At 47.1% G+C, this 21,435-nt stretch carries 18 protein-coding genes; 8 read left to right on the top strand and 10 right to left on the bottom strand.

Annotated elements, in window-relative coordinates; translation table 11 throughout:
- Positions 1-3: 3 nt before the first annotated feature.
- The 4 genes from QEP07_RS11840 to QEP07_RS11855 form a co-directional block, all read right to left on the bottom strand.
- Positions 4-1,263, bottom strand: coding sequence for a putative DNA modification/repair radical SAM protein (locus tag QEP07_RS11840; protein ID WP_285010749.1), 1,260 nt, complete (start codon positions 1,261-1,263; stop codon positions 4-6).
- 72 nt (positions 1,264-1,335) lie between these two features.
- Entirely contained in the window at positions 1,336-1,983 is a 648-nt protein-coding gene (locus tag QEP07_RS11845) for an HD domain-containing protein (protein ID WP_285010309.1), read from the bottom strand.
- Between the two features lie 17 nt (positions 1,984-2,000).
- Entirely contained in the window at positions 2,001-2,261 is a 261-nt protein-coding gene (locus QEP07_RS11850; RefSeq protein WP_285010310.1) for a helix-turn-helix domain-containing protein, read from the bottom strand.
- Between the two features lie 183 nt (positions 2,262-2,444).
- The gene (locus QEP07_RS11855) at positions 2,445-3,629 is read right to left on the bottom strand and encodes a THUMP domain-containing class I SAM-dependent RNA methyltransferase (RefSeq protein ID WP_285010312.1); all 1,185 of its coding nucleotides are present in this window, start codon (positions 3,627-3,629) and stop codon (positions 2,445-2,447) included.
- A 73-nt stretch (positions 3,630-3,702) separates the two neighbouring features.
- Here QEP07_RS11855 and QEP07_RS11860 point away from each other — a divergent pair, with 73 nt between their 5' ends.
- The 6 genes from QEP07_RS11860 to QEP07_RS11885 all read left to right on the top strand — a co-directional run bounded on the left by QEP07_RS11860 (position 3,703) and on the right by QEP07_RS11885 (position 12,337).
- Positions 3,703-4,071 carry a DUF3127 domain-containing protein gene (locus QEP07_RS11860; RefSeq protein ID WP_256002283.1) on the top strand — a complete coding sequence of 123 codons (369 nt, stop codon included), beginning with the start codon at positions 3,703-3,705 and terminating at the stop codon, positions 4,069-4,071.
- Between the two features lie 217 nt (positions 4,072-4,288).
- Positions 4,289-7,474: a ligand-binding sensor domain-containing protein gene (locus tag QEP07_RS11865; protein WP_285010314.1), complete on the top strand. Its 3,186-nt coding sequence runs from the start codon at positions 4,289-4,291 to the stop codon at positions 7,472-7,474.
- 1 nt (position 7,475) lies between these two features.
- Positions 7,476-8,267, top strand: coding sequence for a response regulator transcription factor (locus QEP07_RS11870; RefSeq protein ID WP_285010315.1), 792 nt, complete (start codon positions 7,476-7,478; stop codon positions 8,265-8,267).
- 113 nt (positions 8,268-8,380) lie between these two features.
- Positions 8,381-9,763 carry a sulfatase family protein gene (locus QEP07_RS11875; protein ID WP_285010317.1) on the top strand — a complete coding sequence of 461 codons (1,383 nt, stop codon included), beginning with the start codon at positions 8,381-8,383 and terminating at the stop codon, positions 9,761-9,763.
- The gene (locus QEP07_RS11880) at positions 9,760-11,127 is read left to right on the top strand and encodes a sulfatase-like hydrolase/transferase (protein ID WP_285010319.1); all 1,368 of its coding nucleotides are present in this window, start codon (positions 9,760-9,762) and stop codon (positions 11,125-11,127) included. Before QEP07_RS11875 ends, QEP07_RS11880 begins: the two co-directional genes overlap by 4 nt.
- A 13-nt stretch (positions 11,128-11,140) precedes the next feature.
- Positions 11,141-12,337 (top strand): cellulase family glycosylhydrolase, encoded by a 1,197-nt coding sequence (locus QEP07_RS11885; protein ID WP_285010321.1) that lies wholly within the window; start codon positions 11,141-11,143, stop codon positions 12,335-12,337.
- On the opposite strand, the gene QEP07_RS11890 is transcribed toward QEP07_RS11885, so the two are convergent.
- The 4 genes from QEP07_RS11890 to QEP07_RS11905 are packed head-to-tail and all read right to left on the bottom strand — an operon-like array spanning position 12,338 to position 15,181.
- Positions 12,338-12,748 (bottom strand): hypothetical protein, encoded by a 411-nt coding sequence (locus QEP07_RS11890; RefSeq protein ID WP_285010323.1) that lies wholly within the window; start codon positions 12,746-12,748, stop codon positions 12,338-12,340.
- Positions 12,749-12,786: 38 nt separating this feature from the next.
- Complete coding sequence (locus QEP07_RS11895) at positions 12,787-13,254, bottom strand: carboxymuconolactone decarboxylase family protein (protein WP_285010325.1); 468 nt, start codon at positions 13,252-13,254, stop codon at positions 12,787-12,789.
- Between the two features lie 50 nt (positions 13,255-13,304).
- Entirely contained in the window at positions 13,305-14,144 is an 840-nt protein-coding gene (locus QEP07_RS11900; RefSeq protein WP_285010327.1) for a sigma-70 family RNA polymerase sigma factor, read from the bottom strand.
- Positions 14,144-15,181 (bottom strand): glycoside hydrolase family 43 protein, encoded by a 1,038-nt coding sequence (locus QEP07_RS11905; RefSeq protein ID WP_285010329.1) that lies wholly within the window; start codon positions 15,179-15,181, stop codon positions 14,144-14,146. The genes QEP07_RS11900 and QEP07_RS11905 overlap by 1 nt, the downstream gene beginning before the upstream one ends.
- Positions 15,182-15,259: 78 nt before the next feature.
- Between QEP07_RS11905 and QEP07_RS11910 the strand changes: the two genes are divergently transcribed.
- The gene (locus tag QEP07_RS11910; protein ID WP_285010330.1) at positions 15,260-17,104 is read left to right on the top strand and encodes a sensor histidine kinase; all 1,845 of its coding nucleotides are present in this window, start codon (positions 15,260-15,262) and stop codon (positions 17,102-17,104) included.
- A complete protein-coding gene (locus tag QEP07_RS11915; protein ID WP_256002249.1) occupies positions 17,101-17,796 on the top strand; it encodes a response regulator transcription factor in 696 nt (231 codons plus the stop codon). The genes QEP07_RS11910 and QEP07_RS11915 overlap by 4 nt, the downstream gene beginning before the upstream one ends.
- A 15-nt stretch (positions 17,797-17,811) precedes the next feature.
- Here the strand turns inward: QEP07_RS11915 and QEP07_RS11920 are convergent, their stop codons facing one another.
- Both QEP07_RS11920 and QEP07_RS11925 read right to left on the bottom strand, forming a co-directional pair.
- Positions 17,812-18,564, bottom strand: a complete 753-nt coding sequence (locus QEP07_RS11920) for a GLPGLI family protein (protein WP_256002247.1) — start codon at positions 18,562-18,564, stop codon at positions 17,812-17,814.
- Positions 18,565-18,568: 4 nt separating this feature from the next.
- Positions 18,569-21,334 carry an outer membrane beta-barrel family protein gene (locus tag QEP07_RS11925; protein ID WP_285010331.1) on the bottom strand — a complete coding sequence of 922 codons (2,766 nt, stop codon included), beginning with the start codon at positions 21,332-21,334 and terminating at the stop codon, positions 18,569-18,571.
- Between the last annotated feature and the right edge of the window lie 101 nt (positions 21,335-21,435).

Raw genomic sequence — 21,435 nt, forward strand, 5'->3', positions numbered from 1 at the left:
CCTCTAAAACAAAGTCATTTGGTTTTGAGCTACCTTCAGGTATTTGCTTTCGCTTTCAGCCAGAATAAAAGATTTGATCTGCGTGTGCTGATATTCCTTCATCTGGTAGGGGGAGTCTGCGCACCGGATAAAGTAGCGGGCGCGATTATACGCAACACCGATCTTTTTGATCTGATCTATTCGAAGCTTCCCAAACTGACGGGCAGCCACGATTTTTTTTGCAGAATCAACGCCGATGCCCGGAACCCTCAAAATCATTTGATAAGCTGCCGTATTCAGATCTACCGGAAAGCACTGCAGGTTTCTAAGCGCCCAGCTCAATTTAGGGTCAATGTCGATATCGAGGTGCGGATTTTGGTCATTTAGCAACTCATTTACGTGAAATCCATAAAACCTCAGCAGCCAGTCGGTCTGATACAACCTGTTTTCCCTGGTCAGCGGTGGCTGAGTGCCAATGACCGGCAGTCTGCTGTCATAACTGATCGGGATATAGCCCGAGTAGTAAACCCTTTTTAAAGAGAACTCCCGATAGTAAGCCGCTGCGGTATGCATAATGTCTTTATCGGTTTCCGGCGTAGCGCCTACCACAATTTGTGTGCTTTGGCCGGCAGGCACAAATTTGGGCACACTTTTAATCAGTTTCTTCTCTTCGCCATATTGAACGATCTGCTTTTGCACCAGGCCGAGCGGCTTAATCACGTCGGCATGACTTTTATCCGGCGCCAGAAGTTTTAAGCCGGTTTCCGTAGGCATCTCCAGGTTTATACTCATCCGGTCGGCATACAGCCCTGCTTCCCTGATCAACTCATCACTAGCACCCGGAATTGTCTTCAGATGGATGTAACCATTAAACCCTTCCTCCAGCCTCAGTTTCTTGACCACCCTTAATAACCTCTCCATGGTAAAATCGGCATTTTTGAAAATTCCCGAACTCAGAAAAAGGCCCTCGATATAGTTTCTCCGGTAGAAGTTAATGGTCAGCGATACCACTTCCTCTACCGTAAACGCAGCCCGTTGTATGTCGTTGCTCTTTCGCGACACGCAATAGGCGCAATCAAAGATACAGTGATTGGTGAGCAATATCTTGAGCAGGGAAACACAGCGCCCGTCTTCCGTGTAGGTATGGCATATGCCAGAAGCGTGACTGTTGCCCAAACCCTTATTGTCATTCTTTCGAGTCCCGCCGCTCGATGAGCACGAGACGTCATACTTAGCAGCATCTGCAAGGATGTCTAATTTCTGATTGATCCGGTCGAAGTCCATAGCCAGGTGTTTAGCTAACAAATATAGCAAAAATGCTAATATGGTTAGCTGATTATTCCTGGGATTACTAGTTTATTTGGGCAGACCGGCTTCTTTCCCGAACTGCTCCAGGAATCTGAGCATAAATTCGTGTCTTTCTGCTGCCATTGCCTTGCCGGCAGAAGTTCTCATCAAATCCTTCAACAGCAGAAGCTTTTCATAGAAATGATTGATGGTAGGCCCCTTCGCCGCTTTATATTCTTGTTTGCTCATGTGAAGGTTCGGCATTACGTCCGGATCATACATCACCCGGCTTGTAAAACCGCCATACGTGAAGGCCCGGGCAACCCCTATGGCACCAATGGCATCCAGGCGGTCAGCATCCTGCACGATATCCAGTTCCCTGGATTGAAACGTAACGCCGCCAAGGCTTGCTTTGAAGCTCAAATTTCGAATGATCAGAACAACGTGTTCGATGACCTGCGGACTGACTTGCTGCGACACGAGAAAATTGCGCGCCATGTCGGGACCCAGTTCTTCGTCGCCATTATAGAACTTACTGTCCGCAATGTCGTGCAGTAAGGCTGCAAGCGCGACGACCACGGGGTCGCCCTTTTCGGTGGAATTGATGTTTAACGCGTTGCGGTAAACCCGCTCAATATGCAGCCAATCGTGCCCTGCCTCGGCGTCAGCCAATTGCTTTTTTACGTAGGAAATTGTGTTCGCGATAATTTGCCCCATAAAACTGTCTAGTTGCGCTACTTTTTCCTGGAAATACGCTGGATGATGTCCTTTGCTTCCGTGGTTAAAAGAACAGTAGCCTCAACTTCGAGCAAGATAGCAATATTAAAAAGCCGGTCTATAGATATTTTGCTGTATCCTAATTCGATCTTACTATATGCGTTTTGCGAGATGCCAAGCTTCGTAGCAAGGTAATCCTGTGTATAATGCTTGTGCTCACGAACTTTTCTGATATTCGTGGCCACATTTTTGGTCATCTCCCGGATAAGGTCTTTCATACAAATAAATGTTCTTAAGCATAAGAACGAAAAAAAAAGGCATGCAGATTTAATGAGAGGTATTTTAGTTTCAGGTGAGTCTGCCTTATGGCGCCGTTGTCTAAGCCATGAGTCCGCCTTTTTTCTGGGAAAAGGCGGACTCACCCCGGACTCATGGCGGACTCACTGCGGACTCACTACCTACTAGGTGGCTACCGTGTCAGTGTTCAGTCTTCTTGATCCGTCGTATAACTCATACTCCAACATACGGCAATCAAGTTTACCATTGTAAAACTCTACCTTTCGTTCCGCCTTTAAGCCGATCTTCTTAGCCAGGTCGGGATTTCCTGTAAAGATGTAACCAAAATAACCTTTGCATTTCTGCTTCATAAAATCGCCCATGCGCTTGTAAGTGAGCTCCAGTTTAGAATGCACGCCCAGGCGCTCGCCGTATTCAGGGTTAAATACAACCACTCCGGCACCGGTTTCCGGTACCGGGGTCTCCTCAAAGTCGCACACCTCAAATTGAATCAGTCCGTCGACACCTGCGGTCTTTGCATTCTTACGGCTCACTTCAACGGCGTCTTCCGAGATATCACTGGCCACAATATGGATATCCGGGTTTTTAACGATCTGATCTTTTAGTATTCTTCGTTCGGCGAAGAATACCTGCTCGTCGTATCCGATTATGTGCATAAAGCCATAATTCATGCGATAGAGGCCCGGACGTCGGTTCGTTGCAATCAGGGCAGCTTCAATAGCCAGTGTGCCTGAACCGCACATCGGGTTCACAAAAGGCGATTTTCTGTCCCATTTTGTGCTCAGAACTGCAGCTGCAGCAAGTGCCTCAAGCATCGGTGCCTTTCCCGGGATTTTACGGTATCCGTGTTTGGCCAGGGTTTCGCCGGATGTGTCGAGGAAAATATCTGCCTCACTGTCTTTCCAGTACAGGTGTACCACGGTTTTATTGGCATCAGCGCCAGAGTTGGGGCGTACGCCCTTTTTATCTTTAATGCGGTCCACAATGGCATCCTTAACTTTCAGGTTGGCAAACAAGGGCGTTGTGATGGTTGGGTTATCCACGTTGGAGGTCACCGAGAAATATCCGGTAAAGTCAATAAGTTCCTCCCATGCCAATCCCCTTAGCTCCGAATAAAGCTCTTCCGGGTTGCGGGCCGTGAAATGTTTCAACTGGTAAAGGATCTGGCTGGCACAGCGCAGGTTCAGATTAAGTTTTATACAATCCGTAAGGGTTATGTTTAACTCTAATCCGGTAGGGAAATCGCGCACAATCGTGAAACCGAGTTCTTTAACCTCTTCAATCAGATATGGGGAAAGGCGCTTGTTGCAAGTGATGATGACCTTGCTTTTCGTGTGGAAAACTTGCATAATTTATTCTACAAAGTTATCAATAAAAATATAGAGATTTGACTTTCGGATAAGAATAAAAATAGTACTCGATATGGAAATAAAAGGAAAAGTGCACGAAATTGGTGCGCTGCAGCAGGTGAGTGAGACCTTTAAAAAGCGTGATCTGATTGTTGAATACGCAGAGAACCCGACTTATCCTGAATATATCAGGTTCGAGGCGTTGCAAGATAAAACAGCATTGTTTGACAGCTTAAAGCCAGGGGATGATGTTGAAGTTTCCTTTAACCTTCGCGGACGTCCGTGGACTGATAAAACAGGCAAGACTTCGTACTTTAACAGTTTGGTAGTATGGCGTATTAACACATTGACCAATACTGCTGCCGCAGCACCTGCACCGCAGTATGCGCCCCCTGCAGATCTGAACAGTGCACCGGGCGAAGATGACGACCTGCCATTCTAAGCGATAAAGATCTTTTTTAAATAAACAAATTAACCACCGAAGCCGCCTTTGAACAGAGGCGGCTTTTTCTTTTCGATGTTTCCGGTCAATGATTCGTTGTTTTGTCTCATTCGCGTACCGGGAGGCTCCGGATGCTTGTCGTGTCTGGGTGTTTGACCGTAAATATTATGTAAGTTTGAAACAGGTGTAAGTCGTTCCGCCCGCATCCTAAACCAATATGACCAAATTTAGCATGCTAACCTGTAGCGGGAATATAATTAAGCGGGCTTTTGTTGTTTTATGCCTTGTTTGTCTTTCGGGCTTTGGCCATGCCCAATATCATTATTTCGAGCGGCTTCAGGCCGATGAAGGGCTGCAGCACAATTCCGTTACCGCAATTACACAGGATCGTAAGGGTTTTATCTGGGTTGGCACTAAGGGTGGACTGAGTAGGTTCGACGGTATTGCTTTCAGGAATTTCGTTATGCCTGATGAGCGGTCGGGCGCGAACTCGATCAGCGCTTTACACGAAGACCGCTCAGGCAGGTTATGGATCGGCACATTAGCGGGCCTTTTCATATTCGATCCGCTTAATGAAAAGATTGAGCGGGCGGCTTTTCGGGCGATTACCATTACCAATATACAGTCTGACAGTGCGGATAATATTTGGATGGTAGCCGGCGGCAGGATACATTCTTATAGATACCGCACAAAAAAGGACATCAACACGGGCGTGCTTGCATCGGCATTTGGTTTCGACGAGCGCGACGTTTTGTGGCTCGGTACGGCGAAAGGTAAACTAAAAACGCTTCGCATTAGCGGATCAAAGCTTTTCCGAACGGATATCGAAGCGCCCGGAGATCCACTCGCTTCAACACCTGTCACACGCATTCTTCCCGTAAAAGAGGGCCTGCTGATCGGCACGAGACGGGGCTTCTTTCGTTATAATGCAAAATCAGAGAAAATCCAGCCCTTGCTGACAAAAAATCCGGATGGTACACATGTTTATGTAAGGGATATCAAGGTGATGTCTGACGGAAAATACTGGCTGGCAACCGAGTCGGGGATATTTATTTATGACGCCCTGAACCAAACGCATACAAATATCCGCAAGCGAGCAGGTGACCGGTATTCACTCAGTGATAATGCGGTCTACACGCTTTTCCAGGACCGGAGAAAGGGAATATGGGCAGGGACTTTTTTCGGAGGATTGAACTATTTGTCGAAAGAAAACAATGCATTCGAAAAGTTCTTTCCGCTGAGTTCAGCTAACTCGATCTCCGGAAATGCCATACGTGAAATTTGCGAGGATCAAGACAATAATATCTGGATCGGGACGGAGGATGCTGGAATTAACAGGTTTGATCCGGCGACCGGCGAGTTTGCCCATATATCGAACGGGAAGCTGCCCTCAGACCTTTCTTATCCGAATATTCATGGTCTGCTGGCGGTAGATGACCGTATTTATGCTGGCCCGTTTTTGCAGGGACTTGAGGTGCTCGACAGGCATTCGGGAAAGGTAGTTGAGCGGCATCCCATTGTACAGTATCCTGAAAACAGCTCGAACGCTTTCGTAATGTCGATCTTTAAGACTTCCACCGGCCGGATACTGGTAGGTACCACTGCTGCCGGAGTGTTTGAATACGACCGGACAAAGAAACGGCTGAGGCAGTTTCCACATATTCCTCATAAGTCTTTCGCTTTTGCGATCGCTGAAGACCATGCAGGCACCATCTATACGGGAAGCTATGCGAACGGCGTATTTTACTATAATCCACGTAGCGGAAAGCGGGGAAATATCAGTTTCAAGAAAAACAGCGACCTGTCACCCGGCGACGATATTGTTCATGGGATCTATGAAGACTCGAAACATAGCCTTTGGCTTTCCACGGAAGGCGGGGGACTGATCAGGTTGTCGAAGGACCGGAAAACGTTCAGGCGGTTCTCAACTAGGTCTGGCTTTCCGACGAATAATATTTTCCGGGTGTTAGAAGACGGGAAACAGAATCTTTGGATCAGCAGCTTGAAGGGGCTGATCTGCATGGATCTTAACACGGGGCAATTTCATGTGTACGGAAAATCCAATGGCTTGCTTACAGATCAGTTCAACTACAATTCTGCTTACAAAGATAAAGCAGGCAAGATGTACTTTGGTTCGGTTCAGGGAATGATTGCCTTTCACCCGGATTCCCTGAAGGTAAAGACGGCGGTTCCGCCGCTTTACATTACCTCATTACATGTTGGCGAAGGCAAAGCAGCCGACGAGCAGCATGACAAGCATTTTCAGAAGCCAGCAATCTATTCAGATACGGTAGAGCTCACATACGATCAGTCGACTTTTGATATTGCCTTTGCTGCCCTGGATTATTCGGCAGCCGGTTTAATCCGGTATAAATATAAAATGGAGGGCTTAAACGAAGATTGGACCTATATGAACAGCAACAGGAAGGCCTACTTCACGGACTTGTCTCCCGGCACCTACAAATTCATTGTTCAGGCCAAAAGCAATATCGGTCTCTGGGAAACGCCTGAACGTATTCTGACGATCAGAATCTCACCGCCTTTCTGGAAGAGCATCATCGCCTATGTATTGTATGGTCTGCTGGTCTGCGCCGTCATATATACGATCGTTTACTTTTATCATAAAAGTATCGAGAACAAAAACCGCCGAAGAAGGCAGCTTTTCGAACTCGAGAAGGAAAAAGAAGTATATCAGGCTAAAATTGAATTTTTTACGAGCATTGCCCATGAAATTCAAACACCGCTAACGCTGATAAAAGGGCCGGTTGACTGGGCGCTTAGTAAAATTGAAGACGTGCCTACGGTACGCAGAAACCTGAAACTGGTGAAGAAACATACCAACAGGCTGATCACACTCACCTCACAACTTCTTGATTTCCGGAAAACGGAATTGTACCAGTTCAGCCTGAATTTTGTCTCCGCAGATATCAATCAACTGGTGTTGGAACAAGTGAATTTGTTCTCTTCACAGCTCAAAGAGAGAAACCTGGTTGTCGAACTGGATCTGCCTGAGCGCCATATAAAAGCCTATGTCGACAAAGAAGCCTTTACCAAGATTATCAGCAACCTTATATCGAATGCGGGCAAATATGCCGAAAAACATATATATATCAGGCTTTTTACACCGGATGATACGACGGATGTTTTCAAGTTTCGGATAGAAAACGACGGTGATGTAATCCCGGAACGGTTCGGGCAAAAGATATTTGAGCCCTTTTACAGGATCAAGAACGAAAACAGTATTCATGGTACAGGCATAGGGCTTTCCCTCGCGAAATATTTAGCCGAACTTCACGAGGGCAATCTGATGTTCATTGTAAATGCTGAAATAAATATTTTTGAGCTGGCATTGCCTGTACACCAAAAAATTCAGTTTGATTTAGAACGTTTGAAAACACGATAATATGAATGAAACGATTCTGCTTGTAGATGACGAAACAGATTTACTGCAATTTCTCTCGGAGGTGCTTTCAGAGCAGTATACGGTACTTACCGCGCCTGGAGGAAATCAGGCGCTGGCGCTTCTGGAGGAATATCCTGTTCATCTGGTGGTCAGCGACGTGATGATGCCGGGCATTGACGGATTTGAATTATGTGCAGAAATCAAGTCGAACGTTGAATACTGCCACATTCCGGTAATTCTGCTCACAGCAAGGAATACAATTACGGCAAAAATTGAGGGACTTAAGCATGGTGCTGATGCTTACATTGAAAAACCTTTTTCTCATGACCTGGTAATGGTACAGATTGCTAACTTGCTAAAAAACCGGTCGAAGATCAGAGATCACGTTGTACATGATCCTTTCAGCCACATCAGTTTTGGAGAGCAGTCCAGGTCGGACGCACAATTTCTGAAAAAGCTTAACGAATACATCCAGCGCCACTTGGGCAACAGTGATTTCGACATCGATGACCTTGCGCAGCATATGCATATGAGTCGCCCAACGCTTTACCGGAAGATAAAGCATTTGCTGAATGTACCGATCAAAGATATCGTTACTCAAGCCCGCTTAAAGAAGGCTGTTGAACTGATGGCCGAAAACAATCATAAAATTTTTGAAATCGCTGAGATTGTGGGTTATAAGTCGCAGACGGTGTTCGGTAAGAATTTTCAGCGCCACTTTAATCAGTCGCCACTTGAGTATATTGCCGCCTTAAGGAACAGATCAAAATTGAGAAACAACGGATTATCTTGAGAGAGTCGGTTGGGGTTGATAATGAGATAAATAGGCTAAACAATGAATAAAATAGCTGTTCGATAGTGTTTTTATTTGTAGTAGCAATAGTGCTACTGACCGCATCCATACCCATGAAGCACCTTACATATTTATTAGTTCTGCTCTTAACAATCTCAGCATCCTGTCTGTCGGTTGCACAATCAAAAAGTCAAAAACGGCCAAACGTGGTCATCATTATGGCCGATGATCTGGATACCCGGCAGTTAAGCTGCTACGGCGGGCAGAACATCCGTACGAAGTATATCGACCAGCTTGCAGGCGAGGGGCTGCAGTTCAATAACATCTATGCTTCAAACGCCACCTGTGTTCCTACGCGGGCCTCTCTGTTCACCGGGCTGTACCCGATCAGGCATGGCTCCTTTCAAAACCATAAGCCCGTTCATCCTGGTATGAAAAGTATCGGGCATTATCTGGGTGCGGAAGGTTACAGGGTTGCCCTGACCGGAAAGGACCACAGTACCAGGCCGCGAACGGTGTTCCCATTCGATATTATAGCAGGCTTTCAGCCGAACTGTGTGGCGAGCACCGATGAGTATTCGCTGATTGAGATTGAAAATTATATGAACACAGGCGATAAACCTTTTTGCCTGTTTATCATGAGCATAAACCCACATAAGCCATGGGATTTGGGCGACCCTACTGAATTTGATGCGGACAAGCTGGTGTTGCCACCGTATATGGTCGACACCCGCGAAACACGGTCACAGTTTCGCAAATATCTGGCTGAAATCCGCAGGCTGGACAACCAGGTGGGTGATGTGATGGAACTCCTCCGGAAAAGCGGACAGGATAAGAACACCGTGTTTATGTTTCTTGGCGAACAAGGCTCTCAGTTTCCCGGCGGCAAATGGACCTGCTGGGACGCAGGACAAAAAAGCTCCATGATTGTGCGCTGGCCTGGCGTAATAAAGCCCGGAAAGAAAACCGATGCGATTGTGCAGTATGAAGATATTACGCCGACCATCATCGATATTGCCGGAGGCAGACCCGTAGACAGTCTTGATGGTAGGAGCTTTTTAAAAGTACTGAATGGCTCCTCCCAAGTGGCGCGGCCGTACGCTTTTGGGATGAACAATAACATACCTGAAGGTCCGCCTTATCCAAGCAGAAATGTTAGGGATGGTCGGTATAAGTTGATTTTAAACCTGACACCGCAAAATACTTACTCCATTAAATGGTATAACAATCCAGGCGACTTAGGCGTGTGGAACTCCTGGCAGGAAAAGGCAAAGACGGATGAGACGGCTAGTTTTTTAGCGAGCCGGTTGAGTAAAAGGCCGGCTGTGGAATTTTATAACACATCAAAGGACCCTTATGAGCTGAACAATCTGGCCGGCAATCCTGCTTATGCAAGGCAGATCAGCAAGTTTACCGGCGTGTTGAATGATTGGATGAAACAGCAAGGTGATGAAGGGGCGGCGGTGGACAGGGTTTACGTAAATAAAAAGAAATGAGACGGAATTTGATCAGCGTTTTTCTCGCTGCTGTGCTAGTGACGATCTTTTGTGCCAGCTATGCGCAAACGCGGAAGCCAAACATCATTGTTATTCTGACGGATGACATGGGTTTTAGTGATATAGGTGCATTTGGAGGTAGCTTTGTACCTACGCCAAATATTGATGCGCTTGCAAAGAACGGGCTGAAGCTGACCCAGTATTACAGTGCTGCACCGATTTGTTCTCCGTCCAGGGCGGGCATGCTCACGGGTATGTATCCGGGAAGATGGAACTTCACAACCTATCTGGACAATAAAAAGCACAACAGAGATGCGGAGCAGACCGATTTCCTTGACCCGGCAGCGCCATCGATGGGACGCGTGTTTCAGTCAGCCGGTTACGCTACTGGCCATTTTGGGAAATGGCATCTGGGCGGCGGCCGGGATGTGCGCAACGCGCCAGGATTTGAAGCCTATGGTTTCGATGCGCACATCAGTACATATGAAAGTCCCGATCCCGACCCGCTGATTACTGCCACCAACTGGATCTGGTCGGATAAGGACAGCATAAAACGGTGGGACAGAACCCGGTATTTTGTCGATCAAACCTTGAAGTTTATGCAATCTAATAAAGGTAAGCCCTGCTTCGTTAACCTCTGGCCGGATGATGTGCATACGCCTTGGGTGCCACGCAGGGATGACAGCTATACCGGGAACTTTCCGATGGGTCATGAAGATGAGATGCCATTCAAACTGGTGCTTAAAGAGTTGGATGTACAAATTGGCCGGTTGGTGGCCGGTTTAAAGGAAATGGGCGAACTGGAGAATACGATCATCATCTTCACGAGTGATAACGGCGCATTGCCCAGTTTCCGGGGAAGTAGGAACGGCGGTCTGAGGGGCTCTAAATTATCGCTTTATGAGGGGGGCACACGTATGCCCTTCATTATTAGCTGGCCGGGAAAAATCGCCGCGGGAAGGGCGGACAACCGCTCTGAAGTTAATGCGATCGATTTGTTACCCTCTCTGGCTAAAATGGCTGGTGTGAAACTGCCCGCGAAATATGCCGGTGATGGCCTGGACCGCAGCGCTGTTTTTACCGGAGGGCCCTCGCTCCGCAACAGGCCTATGTTTTGGGAGTATGGGCGAAACGATATTGCCTACAGGTATCCGAAAGCTCCGCACAGGAGTCCGAATCTGGCCGTACGTTCAGGGGAGTGGAAACTGCTTATGAATAGTGACGGCTCTGATTTGCAGTTGTATAACATTGTTCAGGATAAAAATGAAACCACTAACCTTAGCGAAAAGAAGCCCCAAGTTGCGGGAAAGCTTAAAAAAGAACTCATGGCCTGGTGGAACAGTCTGCCTCGGTTAAACAAATAACAGAAATATACTTATGAAATCTAAGATCAAATTACTGGCAGTGCTGCTGCTTTGTACAATGGGCGCGCGTTCGCAGACGCCAGATTATTTGAAACCCGTAGCGGGACAATGGACCAAAGAAAAAGCAAATCAGTGGTACGCGGCACAACCCTGGCTGGTTGGCGCAAACTACTTGCCTGCGACGGCCATTAATCAAATTGAAATGTGGCAGGCTTCGACCTGGGATCCGAAGACGATAGAGAAAGAATTCGGCTGGGCACAGCAGATTGGTATGAATACCATGCGCGTGTTTCTTCACGATATGGTTTGGGCTTCAGATAAAAAGGGGCTTTACAACCGTATGAATCAATTTCTAAATATTGCGCAGAAATACGGTATACGGCCATTCTTTGTGTTTTTTGATGATTGCCATTTTCCGAATCCCGCACTTGGTGTGCAGCCGCTGCCGGTTATTGGTTATCACAATTCGGGTTGGGTGAACTCCCCGGCGAGGGACTTGGCGGTGCGGTTTGCGGAAGGTAAGGCCAGTGCAAATGAGGTGGCGCAGTTGAAAGGCTACGTTCAGGAGACAATGAAGCATTTCAAAAACGACAAAAGGGTGCTCATGTGGGAGCTATACAACGAACCGGGACGTGGTAACAATCTGGATGGTGCTGAAAAAGCCGCCGGCATTGGCGATCTGTCTAATAAACTCTTGTACGAATCCTGGAAATGGGCCAGGGAGATAAACCCATCACAGCCCATAACCGGTACGGCCAAAGGCAGTCTGGGCGAGATGAACATCAAGATGAACCGGATTAACGCTGATGTTCTTTCTGTGCACAGCTATGAAAATGCAGAAGTTTTGGAGCGTGTGATTAAAAACTATCAGACTGAAGGCCGTCCGATTATCATGACGGAATGGCTGGCCCGTACCCAGGGAAGTACTGTTGAAGACTGCCTGCCGATTTTGAAAAAGCATAACGTCGGCGCGGTTAACTGGGGTTTTGTGTCAGGCAAGAGCGCGACAGTGTGGCCGTGGACGAGCCGTCGCGAAAATGGCAAGAACATTAGTTTAAATGAGCGGCGGGCCGAGGGAAAAGTGCTGAAACCCGGAGAGCCTTTTCCGGAACCGGAATTGTGGTTTCATGATCTTTACCGTACAGACGGAACTCCTTTTAGCGAAAAGGAGATTAAGGTTTTTAAACAACTGACTTCTGAAAGAAAATAATCATTTAAGTACCACCAGGGGCATGCTGTGGCTGGCTACATTCTTGTGGCTATCCGTTACATACAAGAAAAGCCGGTAGTGCCCCGCTTGTATGGGGACGTCAAGCATAATGTTTTGTAAAGCGCCGGTCACCATATCAGGTATGGGAACCGGCGCTCTTTTTTCTTTGTCGGCAGCGCTAAGTTCCTCTTCAGAGAACAATTTCCAACGGGCAGCAAGGCTGTCCTTCTCCGGATCGGAAACCGATAATTTGATAAGGTACTTCTCGCCAGGATTTAGGTAAACCGTAGCTGGCGACTTTTTGCCGTCAATCATGATATAGTCTACCTGTGGCGCTTTATTTTTGGTCTGCCCCTTCGCCGCCAGGCCGTAGCCCAGCATTGCGGTCAGCAGAAATATATACGTTTTCATTTGTGGTAATTGCATCCACTAAGATAACGCTTATTTTTCTATGCTGTTGCCTCTCGGGCTGGAACCTGGTATTTGCCTGGTTCCGGGCCGAAAGATTTGACGATGCGGTTCCAGGTGTTTATTTGTGCCACAGCCAAGGTGATGTTGGCTATCTCGCTTTCCTCATAATGTCTCCGCAAGTTATCATGTATGTCGTCATTATGGTCGCCCGGAGGCATCAGTGTCAGACGTTCGGCAAACTCAAGTACAGCCTGCTCCTGCGGACTGTAGTAATTTGTTTCGCGCCATGCGGAAACGGAAATGAGCCTTAGGGGATCTTCTCCGGCTTGTATGGCTTCTTTGTAATGCATATCGAGGCAATAGGCGCAGCCGTTCAACTGCGAAACCCGCATACGCATCAGTTCGAGCATTTTAAAATCGAGGCCACATTTGTCGACATAGTTTTGTACCTGCATCAGTGATGCATAGAAACCTTTGGGCAAGGTGTTAAAAGATATACGTTCCATAATCTATTTTTTGCCCTAATGACAAACGGGAATCCGGAAACGTGACAAGGTCAGCATATTTTTTGCAGATGCTTTAATTTATCAGGGTTGCGTACAATAAACACTTCTGCTATTTTGCCCGTGTCATCCAGCGTAAAGATCTGACAGGTGGTGAGGATTCCGTTATCATAAAGAAACAATGCTGGCTGATGGTTGACAGTACCATAGTCCAGCGGCTTGTCGTGATAGAACTTACGGTAAATGCCGCTAAGGTAGGCACAACTATTGTCGCGGCCGCGTACAGGGTTAAGGCTTGCGCTGGCCTTCCCGCCACCATCGGCGATCACGACAGTCTGTTCGGTAAGCAAATCCAGCAGTTGTGCCGGGTCAACGCGTTCTAGAGTCTCAATATAACGCTGCAGGAACGCTGAAGAGGTTCTGCTTCCGGTTGCAGGGCTTGGCTGTTTTATTAACTTTCTGGCACGACTCAGGAGCTGTCTGGAATTTTCTTCTGTGACGCCCAGCAAATCGGCAATTTCGTTATGATCATAGTCGAACGCCTCCCGGAGTATAAACACGGTGCGCTGCTGCGGGTTTAAGCGCTCAAGCAAGACCATAAGGGAGTAGGATAATATCTCTCTACGGTTGATCGCTGTGTCTGCTCCGATTTCTGAGACCGGTTCGGGAAGCCATTCGCCGGGATAGTCGCGGAGGAGTCTCTCCTGCCTTTTTTTAAAGTTGATCGCCGTATTGATGACCATCCTTTTTAGATAGGCCGGGACGTTTGTGATCAACCGCTGATCGGCTTCCATAAACTTCACATAGACATCCTGCACGATGTCAAGCGCATCCTCAAAAGAGCCCGTAATGTTGTAGGCATAGGTGGTTAAGACCGGCCTTAAATCCTCCATTATGGAAAAGCTTTCCTAAGCCTCTCCACCTCTTCCGGCGTAAGCAACGAAACACTCCCGTGGCGGGCATCTTCGGGCATAGCTGCCTCCTTGACCACGGACCAGTTGAAGAGGTCGGGCGACCAGGACACGCCGTAGTTATCTACCATAGGGTAGTCGTACAGCAGTAGCCATCCTTTTTTCAGCGGATCTTTCATTACGCTTGGTCCCTCGGTGATGGTTGGCGCAATCTGTCCCTTATTAAGCGGGCCTTCATGAATCTTGTAAGGGCCTTCAATATTTTTTGAGGTGGCCACTCTGATGCCCCGGCGCTCTCCGGTTTTAACGCCAAATTCTTCTTCTTTATGGAAGAGGTAATAGGTGTCTTTTTCTTTGATCATTGTGCCATCGATGACAGAATAGGGTGGAGCAAAAAGCACTTTTGCCGGAGTAAAAGTTTTCCAGTCGCGCGTTTTGCAGTACCATAATCTGCTTTTCTTCCACCCGGCGTCTTCGAATGTGGACGACCAGAACAAGGTATATTCCTTGGTGTCTTCGTCATAATAAAATTCAGGCGCCCAGATGTTCCGCACAAGTGCACCCGTATCGTTCCTTACGTCCTTCATCAGATGGAGATAACCTTCCAGTTTCCAGTTGACCAGGTCGGTCGACGTGGCATAGGTGCAGGCTGGTCCGAGTGCACGCCTGTTTTCACGGTTGCTTCCGCCTCCAGTCGCAATCAGCCGCCATAGTCCGTCGGGCCCCTTGTGTATATATTGGTCGCGCATAAACTGGTCCCACACGGGCTTGTTGTCGTTGAGCGCTTTCCAGTGGCGTCCGTCGGTCGACAATGCAATATGCAGCCGCTCTATTGCCATCGGATTTGGCAAAGGAACTTCTACTGTCTTGCCCTTGGCATCAATTTCTATTCGCGTTGGGTAGCGCTGACGAAAATAGGTTAGCATCCAGGTCTTCTCAGATTCTTTTTGCTGCGCGAAGGATAACTCCGTAGCAGCAGTTAGCAGGACAAATACGGTTAGGATTAACTTTTTACACATGCCATAAATATATCTGTTAAATATTGTTAAATAAAACCATTTCTTTCATCGCTTCGTTATTTTTGAGTAGATATCGATATGAAGAAAAGGAGTCTTTGGCTGATTACAGCGCTCATGACCGTTGCATTGCTCGGGGTTTTTGTAATGCAATTGTATTACATCAGGGAGGCGTATAATCTAAAGTCCCAGCTTTTTGAGCAGAGCGTGAATGAGGCGCTGAATGCCGTTGTGCAGAAAGCGCAGAAGAAATATGCAGCCATGCACCTCACCAGAAAGGATTATGAGATTAAAGAAGCTCGCGAGAAGGATTTCAGGGATCGCGCTCAGGAAATCGTGGATTATAAAGAGCTTTATAAGAAGGAGCAGGAACGCAGGATGCAGGAGCGCGAGAAGCGGATTTACGCGGATCTGAATGTGCGCGACAGTATGTTACGTGCAGCTTTTCTCGATGCCCGCATTATTGGTGAAGATGTTTTTCAGGCGATATCAAATACGGAGAACAAAGGCAAATCGCCGCTACAGGTACAGGTGGATGTAGCTTGGGATGAGTATGGCAATGTGAGAGGTAACATTAATCAGACCATCAACATGCCCAGAAAGCCAACCTTTTCCAGTTCTTCGCTGAGGCTTCCAGATAGCATACGGTACCTGGCTACTAATCCCAGAAATTTGAATCCAATTGTGATTACGCTGGAGCGGGTAAGGCCGGAGGATGCTTTGAGATATAGTATGGAAGACCGGGCCGCGGAAAAAAAGTATAAGGAAGGTCTGAAACTACTGATGGAAGACACCGTGGTACTGGAAGGCAATAACCTGAACCTTATTGCTGATGTGGCTAAAGAAATGCAGCAGGAGTATATCCCGGTGAATCAACGTGTTCCGCATGATGTGTTGGATACCTTGCTGAAAAAGGAACTTGCGAACCGTAATGTAGATCTGCAGTACGATTTCTGGTTAAAGATGGCTACGAAAGACACGGTATTATACCATAAGGCGGCTCATTCAGATCAGGAAGCTTTGCCAAAAGACACGTATAGGACTACCCTGTTCAGCAACGACCTCTTCGGTGATCCTGGGATGCTCTACGTGTATTTCCCTAAAAGGAACTCTCTCATATTGAGTAACATGGGTGTCACTATGGCGTCTTCAGCCGGTTTGCTTCTGGTGCTCGTATTCATTTTCTCTTATACCTTGTATTCCATCGTTCGTCAGAAAAAAATATCGGAGATGAAGACTGACTTCATCAACAATATGACGCATGAATTTAAGACACCGGTTGCAACAATCATGATTGCCAGTGAAGCGCTTAAAGACCCGGAAATTGCGGAAGACAAAAAGCGGATTAACCGGTTGGCCGGCATCATCTACGATGAAAATGTGCGCTTGGGTAATCATATTGAAAGGGTATTGAGTATCGCAAGACTGGAGAAGAAGGAAATTAAACTGGAACATCACGAGATCAATATCAATGAGCTGATCGTGGCGGTAACGGACAGCATGAGTTTGCAGCTGCAAAAGCGCAATGCTGAAGTAAAGTTGGCGCTTGATGCCGAGCAGCCGGTTGTTTATGGTGATGAGCTTCATTTCTCTAACGTGATCTATAACCTGATCGATAATGCGAACAAGTATAGTGCAGACGCGCCGCAGATCAGTATCCGGACTAGAAACACGAGCAGGAGCCTGGTGATTGAGGTGGCAGATAAAGGTATAGGGATGACCAGGGAGCAGTCCAAACGTATCTTCGATCAGTTCTACCGGGTGCCGACAGGCAACCTTCATGATGTGAAGGGATTTGGCCTGGGGTTGAATTATGTGCAGGACATTATTACGCAGATGAACGGCGCTGTGAAGGTGCATAGTGAAAAGGATAAAGGATCATTATTTGAAATCAGCTTACCAATAACTAAAACTAAGGACGCATGAAAAAAATCTTACTTGTAGAGGATGATCCTAATCTGGGACTGCTGCTGCAGGACTATCTGGATATAAAAGGTAAGTTTGATGTTGTGTTGTGTGCCGACGGTGAAGAGGGGTTGCGGGCCTTTACCCGTGATCGGTTTGACTTGTGTATCCTGGATGTAATGATGCCAAAAAAGGATGGGTTTACACTCGGCAAGGAAATCCGCAAGATAGATGAAAACGTGCCGATCATTTTTGCTACGGCAAAAGGGATGATGGAGGATAAGACTTCGGCATATAGTCTGGGCGGCGACGATTACATTACTAAGCCCTTCCGTATTGAAGAGCTTCTGCTGCGGATCAATGCTCTGCTTAAGCGAGTGGCGGTGAAGGATGCCCCCGAGGAGCAGGTGCAGCAGACTTTCTTTGAAATAGGAGACTACACCTTTGACTTCACATCGCAACTGATCGGATACAAAGGGCAGCAGCAGAAGTTGTCGACAAAGGAAGCGGAATTGTTAAGGCTGCTATGCTTAAAAAGAAATATGGTGCTGACCCGCGAGGAGGCGCTGCTGAGCATTTGGCACGATGATAACTATTTTAATGGCCGCAGCATGGACGTTTTCTTAAGCAAGCTCAGAAAGTACCTGCGTGAGGATCCGCGGGTAGAGATTCTGAACGTTCACGGTAAAGGATATAAGCTACTGGTCAACTAAGATACTGCGGTTTAGCTATAGCAGAAAAGATTTTAGCATAGTCTGCGCATACTGTCCCCAGTCTTTGAATACTTCATTTAGTGCTTTGCTCAGACTCGAAATGTCTGCCGGTTTTCCCTTTTTAGGCTCCGGAAGTGCTGAGGGCTGAATGTCCTTGTCGGTCACCGACCTTGCAAACCAGGTGATGTGTTCGTGCGGGAGCGCGACGCCCAGAATCATACCTGGCAAACCCTGAAAGGATTCGGGGCCGCCCGACACCGGAATCTGATCGGTATAAAATGCTACGACATAAATGGAGTCCATAATTATAGCATTTGCCCGCCTGCATTCGTAACCGGCGATCTCCCGACGCTCACTTGTTAGTTTCCAGTTGATCTTTCTGACCGTATCTTTCAGCAGGAAGGTCTGTTCGAAAACTTTCTTCTCGGTAGTAAACCTGCCCGCGGCAAGGTCGGTCAGAATGGTGTTTGGCTGGGAACCGGATAAATCACTGTAATGTTGTGCCGTAGTTTGTCCGGGCGTAAATAGCGTGCGGTTTCCGGAGAAAAGTAAAGTGCTCTCGTATACAGTAAACTGCGGATTGCTCCGTTTGTATTCGCTAAGCTGATCGGTGCCGCCCGCGGCGGAAGAAGCATTGCGGATAAGCGCATACATATTGACCTTTTTCTCGAAAAGAATGGAGCCGCTTTTTGGAAAGCGGGCCTGCTGTGAATATGCAGACAAGCTGCCCATTAAAAATGTGATTAATATCGTGATGTGCTTTCTCATGCGGTTAGTTCTTATTGCTTCCCATTTTATTAAAGTCCCATATTATACTGCCCAAAAAATAGCGGTTGATATTTGTGAACCTGTTCTGGACTATCAGGTTTCCGTTGATGGACTGGTTGAACCCTTTGTTTTGATTCAGGAGGTCGTTTCCGCGTACAGTAAACCTTAGATTTTCCGCTTTAAAGAACTTTTTGCTGATGCTCGCGTTCCAGTTGAACCGGTTCAGGTTCTGGTCGAAAGCCTCGGTTTTTGTTTTATATGCATAAACTGCGTCTGATCTGATTTCGAATTTTCCGGGGAGGTTAACGGAAAAGTTTCCGGTGGCGTCTATGCCCCAGTTAGCACTCCTCGTATTGCCTAAAGATGATGAAAGCACTGTGTAAGCCGGACCTACCGACGCACGGAAAGAATAGGAACGGCTGTTGTATTTAGCCAGGTTAACATTACCGTAAATATCAAGGAATTTGTTTTCGTTAAGGACGTTGTTAATCATTCCGTAACTGTTAAAATTCATAAAGGTAAACTCAACACCTCCCATGGCATCCAGGCTCTTGATTTTTCTGTTCAGCGCAGCCTGAATGGTAAGGCCGTTAGGATTTTTATTTGAAATGTTCACGGCCTGGTTGGTGCTGGCTCCGGATACAGGATCCGTTACCGTGTTGTTGGTTATCGAATTAAAAGTATTGTTGTAAGAAGCATATACATGAATATACTGTTCGGTCAGCATCTTGAACGATGAATAGCTCAGCATTACATTGTTGGAGAAGGAAGGCCGTAAGCCCGGATTGCCCAGGATCACGTTCAGCGGATCGGTATTTTCCCGGAAGGGTTGGATCTGTTCTGGTTGGGGCTGGGAAGTATTTCCGTTGTAATTCAGTGTTAAACGGCCTTGCTGTGAAATTTTGTACTGATAGTTGAGCTGAGGAAACCAGTTTACAAAATCACGCTTATATGTGTCTCCTGTGTAGTAGTCGTGTTGGTTGAACCGGACTGCGCTGATACGTGTACCGGCGGTGAGGCCGCTTTTTCCTTTATTATAGCTGACCGAGGCGCCGCCCTGGTTGCCGTATTCATTTAATTCGAAATGGTTGCTGAATACGGAATCCAGTATGTCGTAGCGGTTGGCGTCCGACTGGTTAAAAGATCGCCGGTCAGAGTTGCTGTTGTTGATGTTAAAGCCATAATTTGCAACAATGGCCAGGCTTGGTGAAAGGGCTTCTGTAAAGGTGACATTGCTGTTGAAGGCCGAGCGGGTGTTGAGGTTCCTTTTATACTGATTGACTTGCTGTGCGCTGCTGAGGACGCCTGTGCTATCGAAGAACTGGTTTTTACTGTTCAGATACCCATCGGTCTGATGATCTGACAGCGATTGCTTTACATTTACGGAAAGAGTTCGGCCTTTCTTCTTCAGCCTTTTTGCCCAAAATACCGAAGCATTAAGCGACTTATCTTCTCCGTCGTTATCAAGGCTGCGAAAGCCAGTGTTGATGGGCGTATTATCTGCACGGCTGCTGATCGTGTTGAACGTATTCCGTGTTTTAGAATCCGCCATGCCGCCAGATATGGTGACGGTTATGGTCGAGGTCGAGTCGAACTGGTGTTTATATCGTCCATCAATACTTTCTTTGAGTGACAGGTTGTCGAAATCCTGACTGGATACGGTATTGATCAGGCCTGTGGGAAGGGTGTTGACACTTCTGGTGTTGGTATTTCCCCTCAAGCCGGTAGAGCCTATTTTGGCGTTGCTGTTGAGCGAGCGTTTATTTTCGTTCCATGATTTTTCAAAATGGACCCCGCCAACATGATTCGTTGGTATACCCTGACCATTGTATCCACCGTTGAAGTTTTCAAAGTCGTCGCCGGAAGACATAATCCCGCCATCGCCGGAGACTTCCACAGCTCCTGCACCGCTAAAGCGGTTGCCTATGTTGTTTTGGCCGGTATTGCCCGATCCGGCGATCATTGCAAAGCGTTGATTCTGTTTAAAAAAGCTTGCAGTGCCTTGTGCTTCGTAGAAATTATCTGTCCCGGCTCCTGCTGCAAGTGTTCCGAAATGTCCTTTCTTCTTATCTTCTTTTAACGTTAGGTTAATGGTTTTCTGTTTTTCCCCATCCTCTATTCCGGTAAACGTGGCCTGGTCGCTCTTTTTATCGTAGAGCTGTACTTTGTCTATCATATCCGACCGGATATTCCGGGTTACGAGTGTAGGGTCGTCGCCAAAAAATTCTTCGCCGTCCAGCAGCACTTTTTGTACGGTTTGTCCGTGCGCGGTGATCTTTCCGTCTTTGTCGACCTGAATGCCGGGCAACTGCCTGAGGAGATCTTCCACTTTGTCGTTAGGCCTAATGTCATAGCTCCCGGCGTTAAACTCTGTAGTGTCGCCCTTTATACGTATGGCGACAGCCCTGCCTTTAATAATCACGTCGTTAAGGAGGGTGGCTTTGAGTATAAGATTGATTTTACCAAAGTCTTTTTGCTGTTGGGCGCTGTCGAGCCGAAACATTTCAGAGTAATCGGCATAGCCAGGATAGGTGACAAGCAGAATGTAGTTTCCGGAAGTCAACCCTGATATGTTGAACCGGCTTTGATCGTCAGCCCGTGTATATCTGACCAGTGTAGAATCTTTTTGCCTGAGGAGCGTTATTGTCGTATTGACCATCTGGTAGGTTGCCGCCGTGTCGGTGATTTGGCCCTTTACAGCATACGGGCCTTGCCCGTATGTGCAAAAGGCGACGCACCATATTGAGAGCATCAACGTTAATTTCTTCATGTAGTTTGGTTACGGCTGCAAGATAGCCTTAAACAATAATTTGAAATTGTTAATCTTTGTTAAGAAATAGGGCCGAAGTGTTAAATGTAAAAGCTAGATAT

Source organism: Pedobacter faecalis, assembly GCF_030182585.1.
GTDB lineage: Bacteria > Bacteroidota > Bacteroidia > Sphingobacteriales > Sphingobacteriaceae > Pedobacter > Pedobacter faecalis.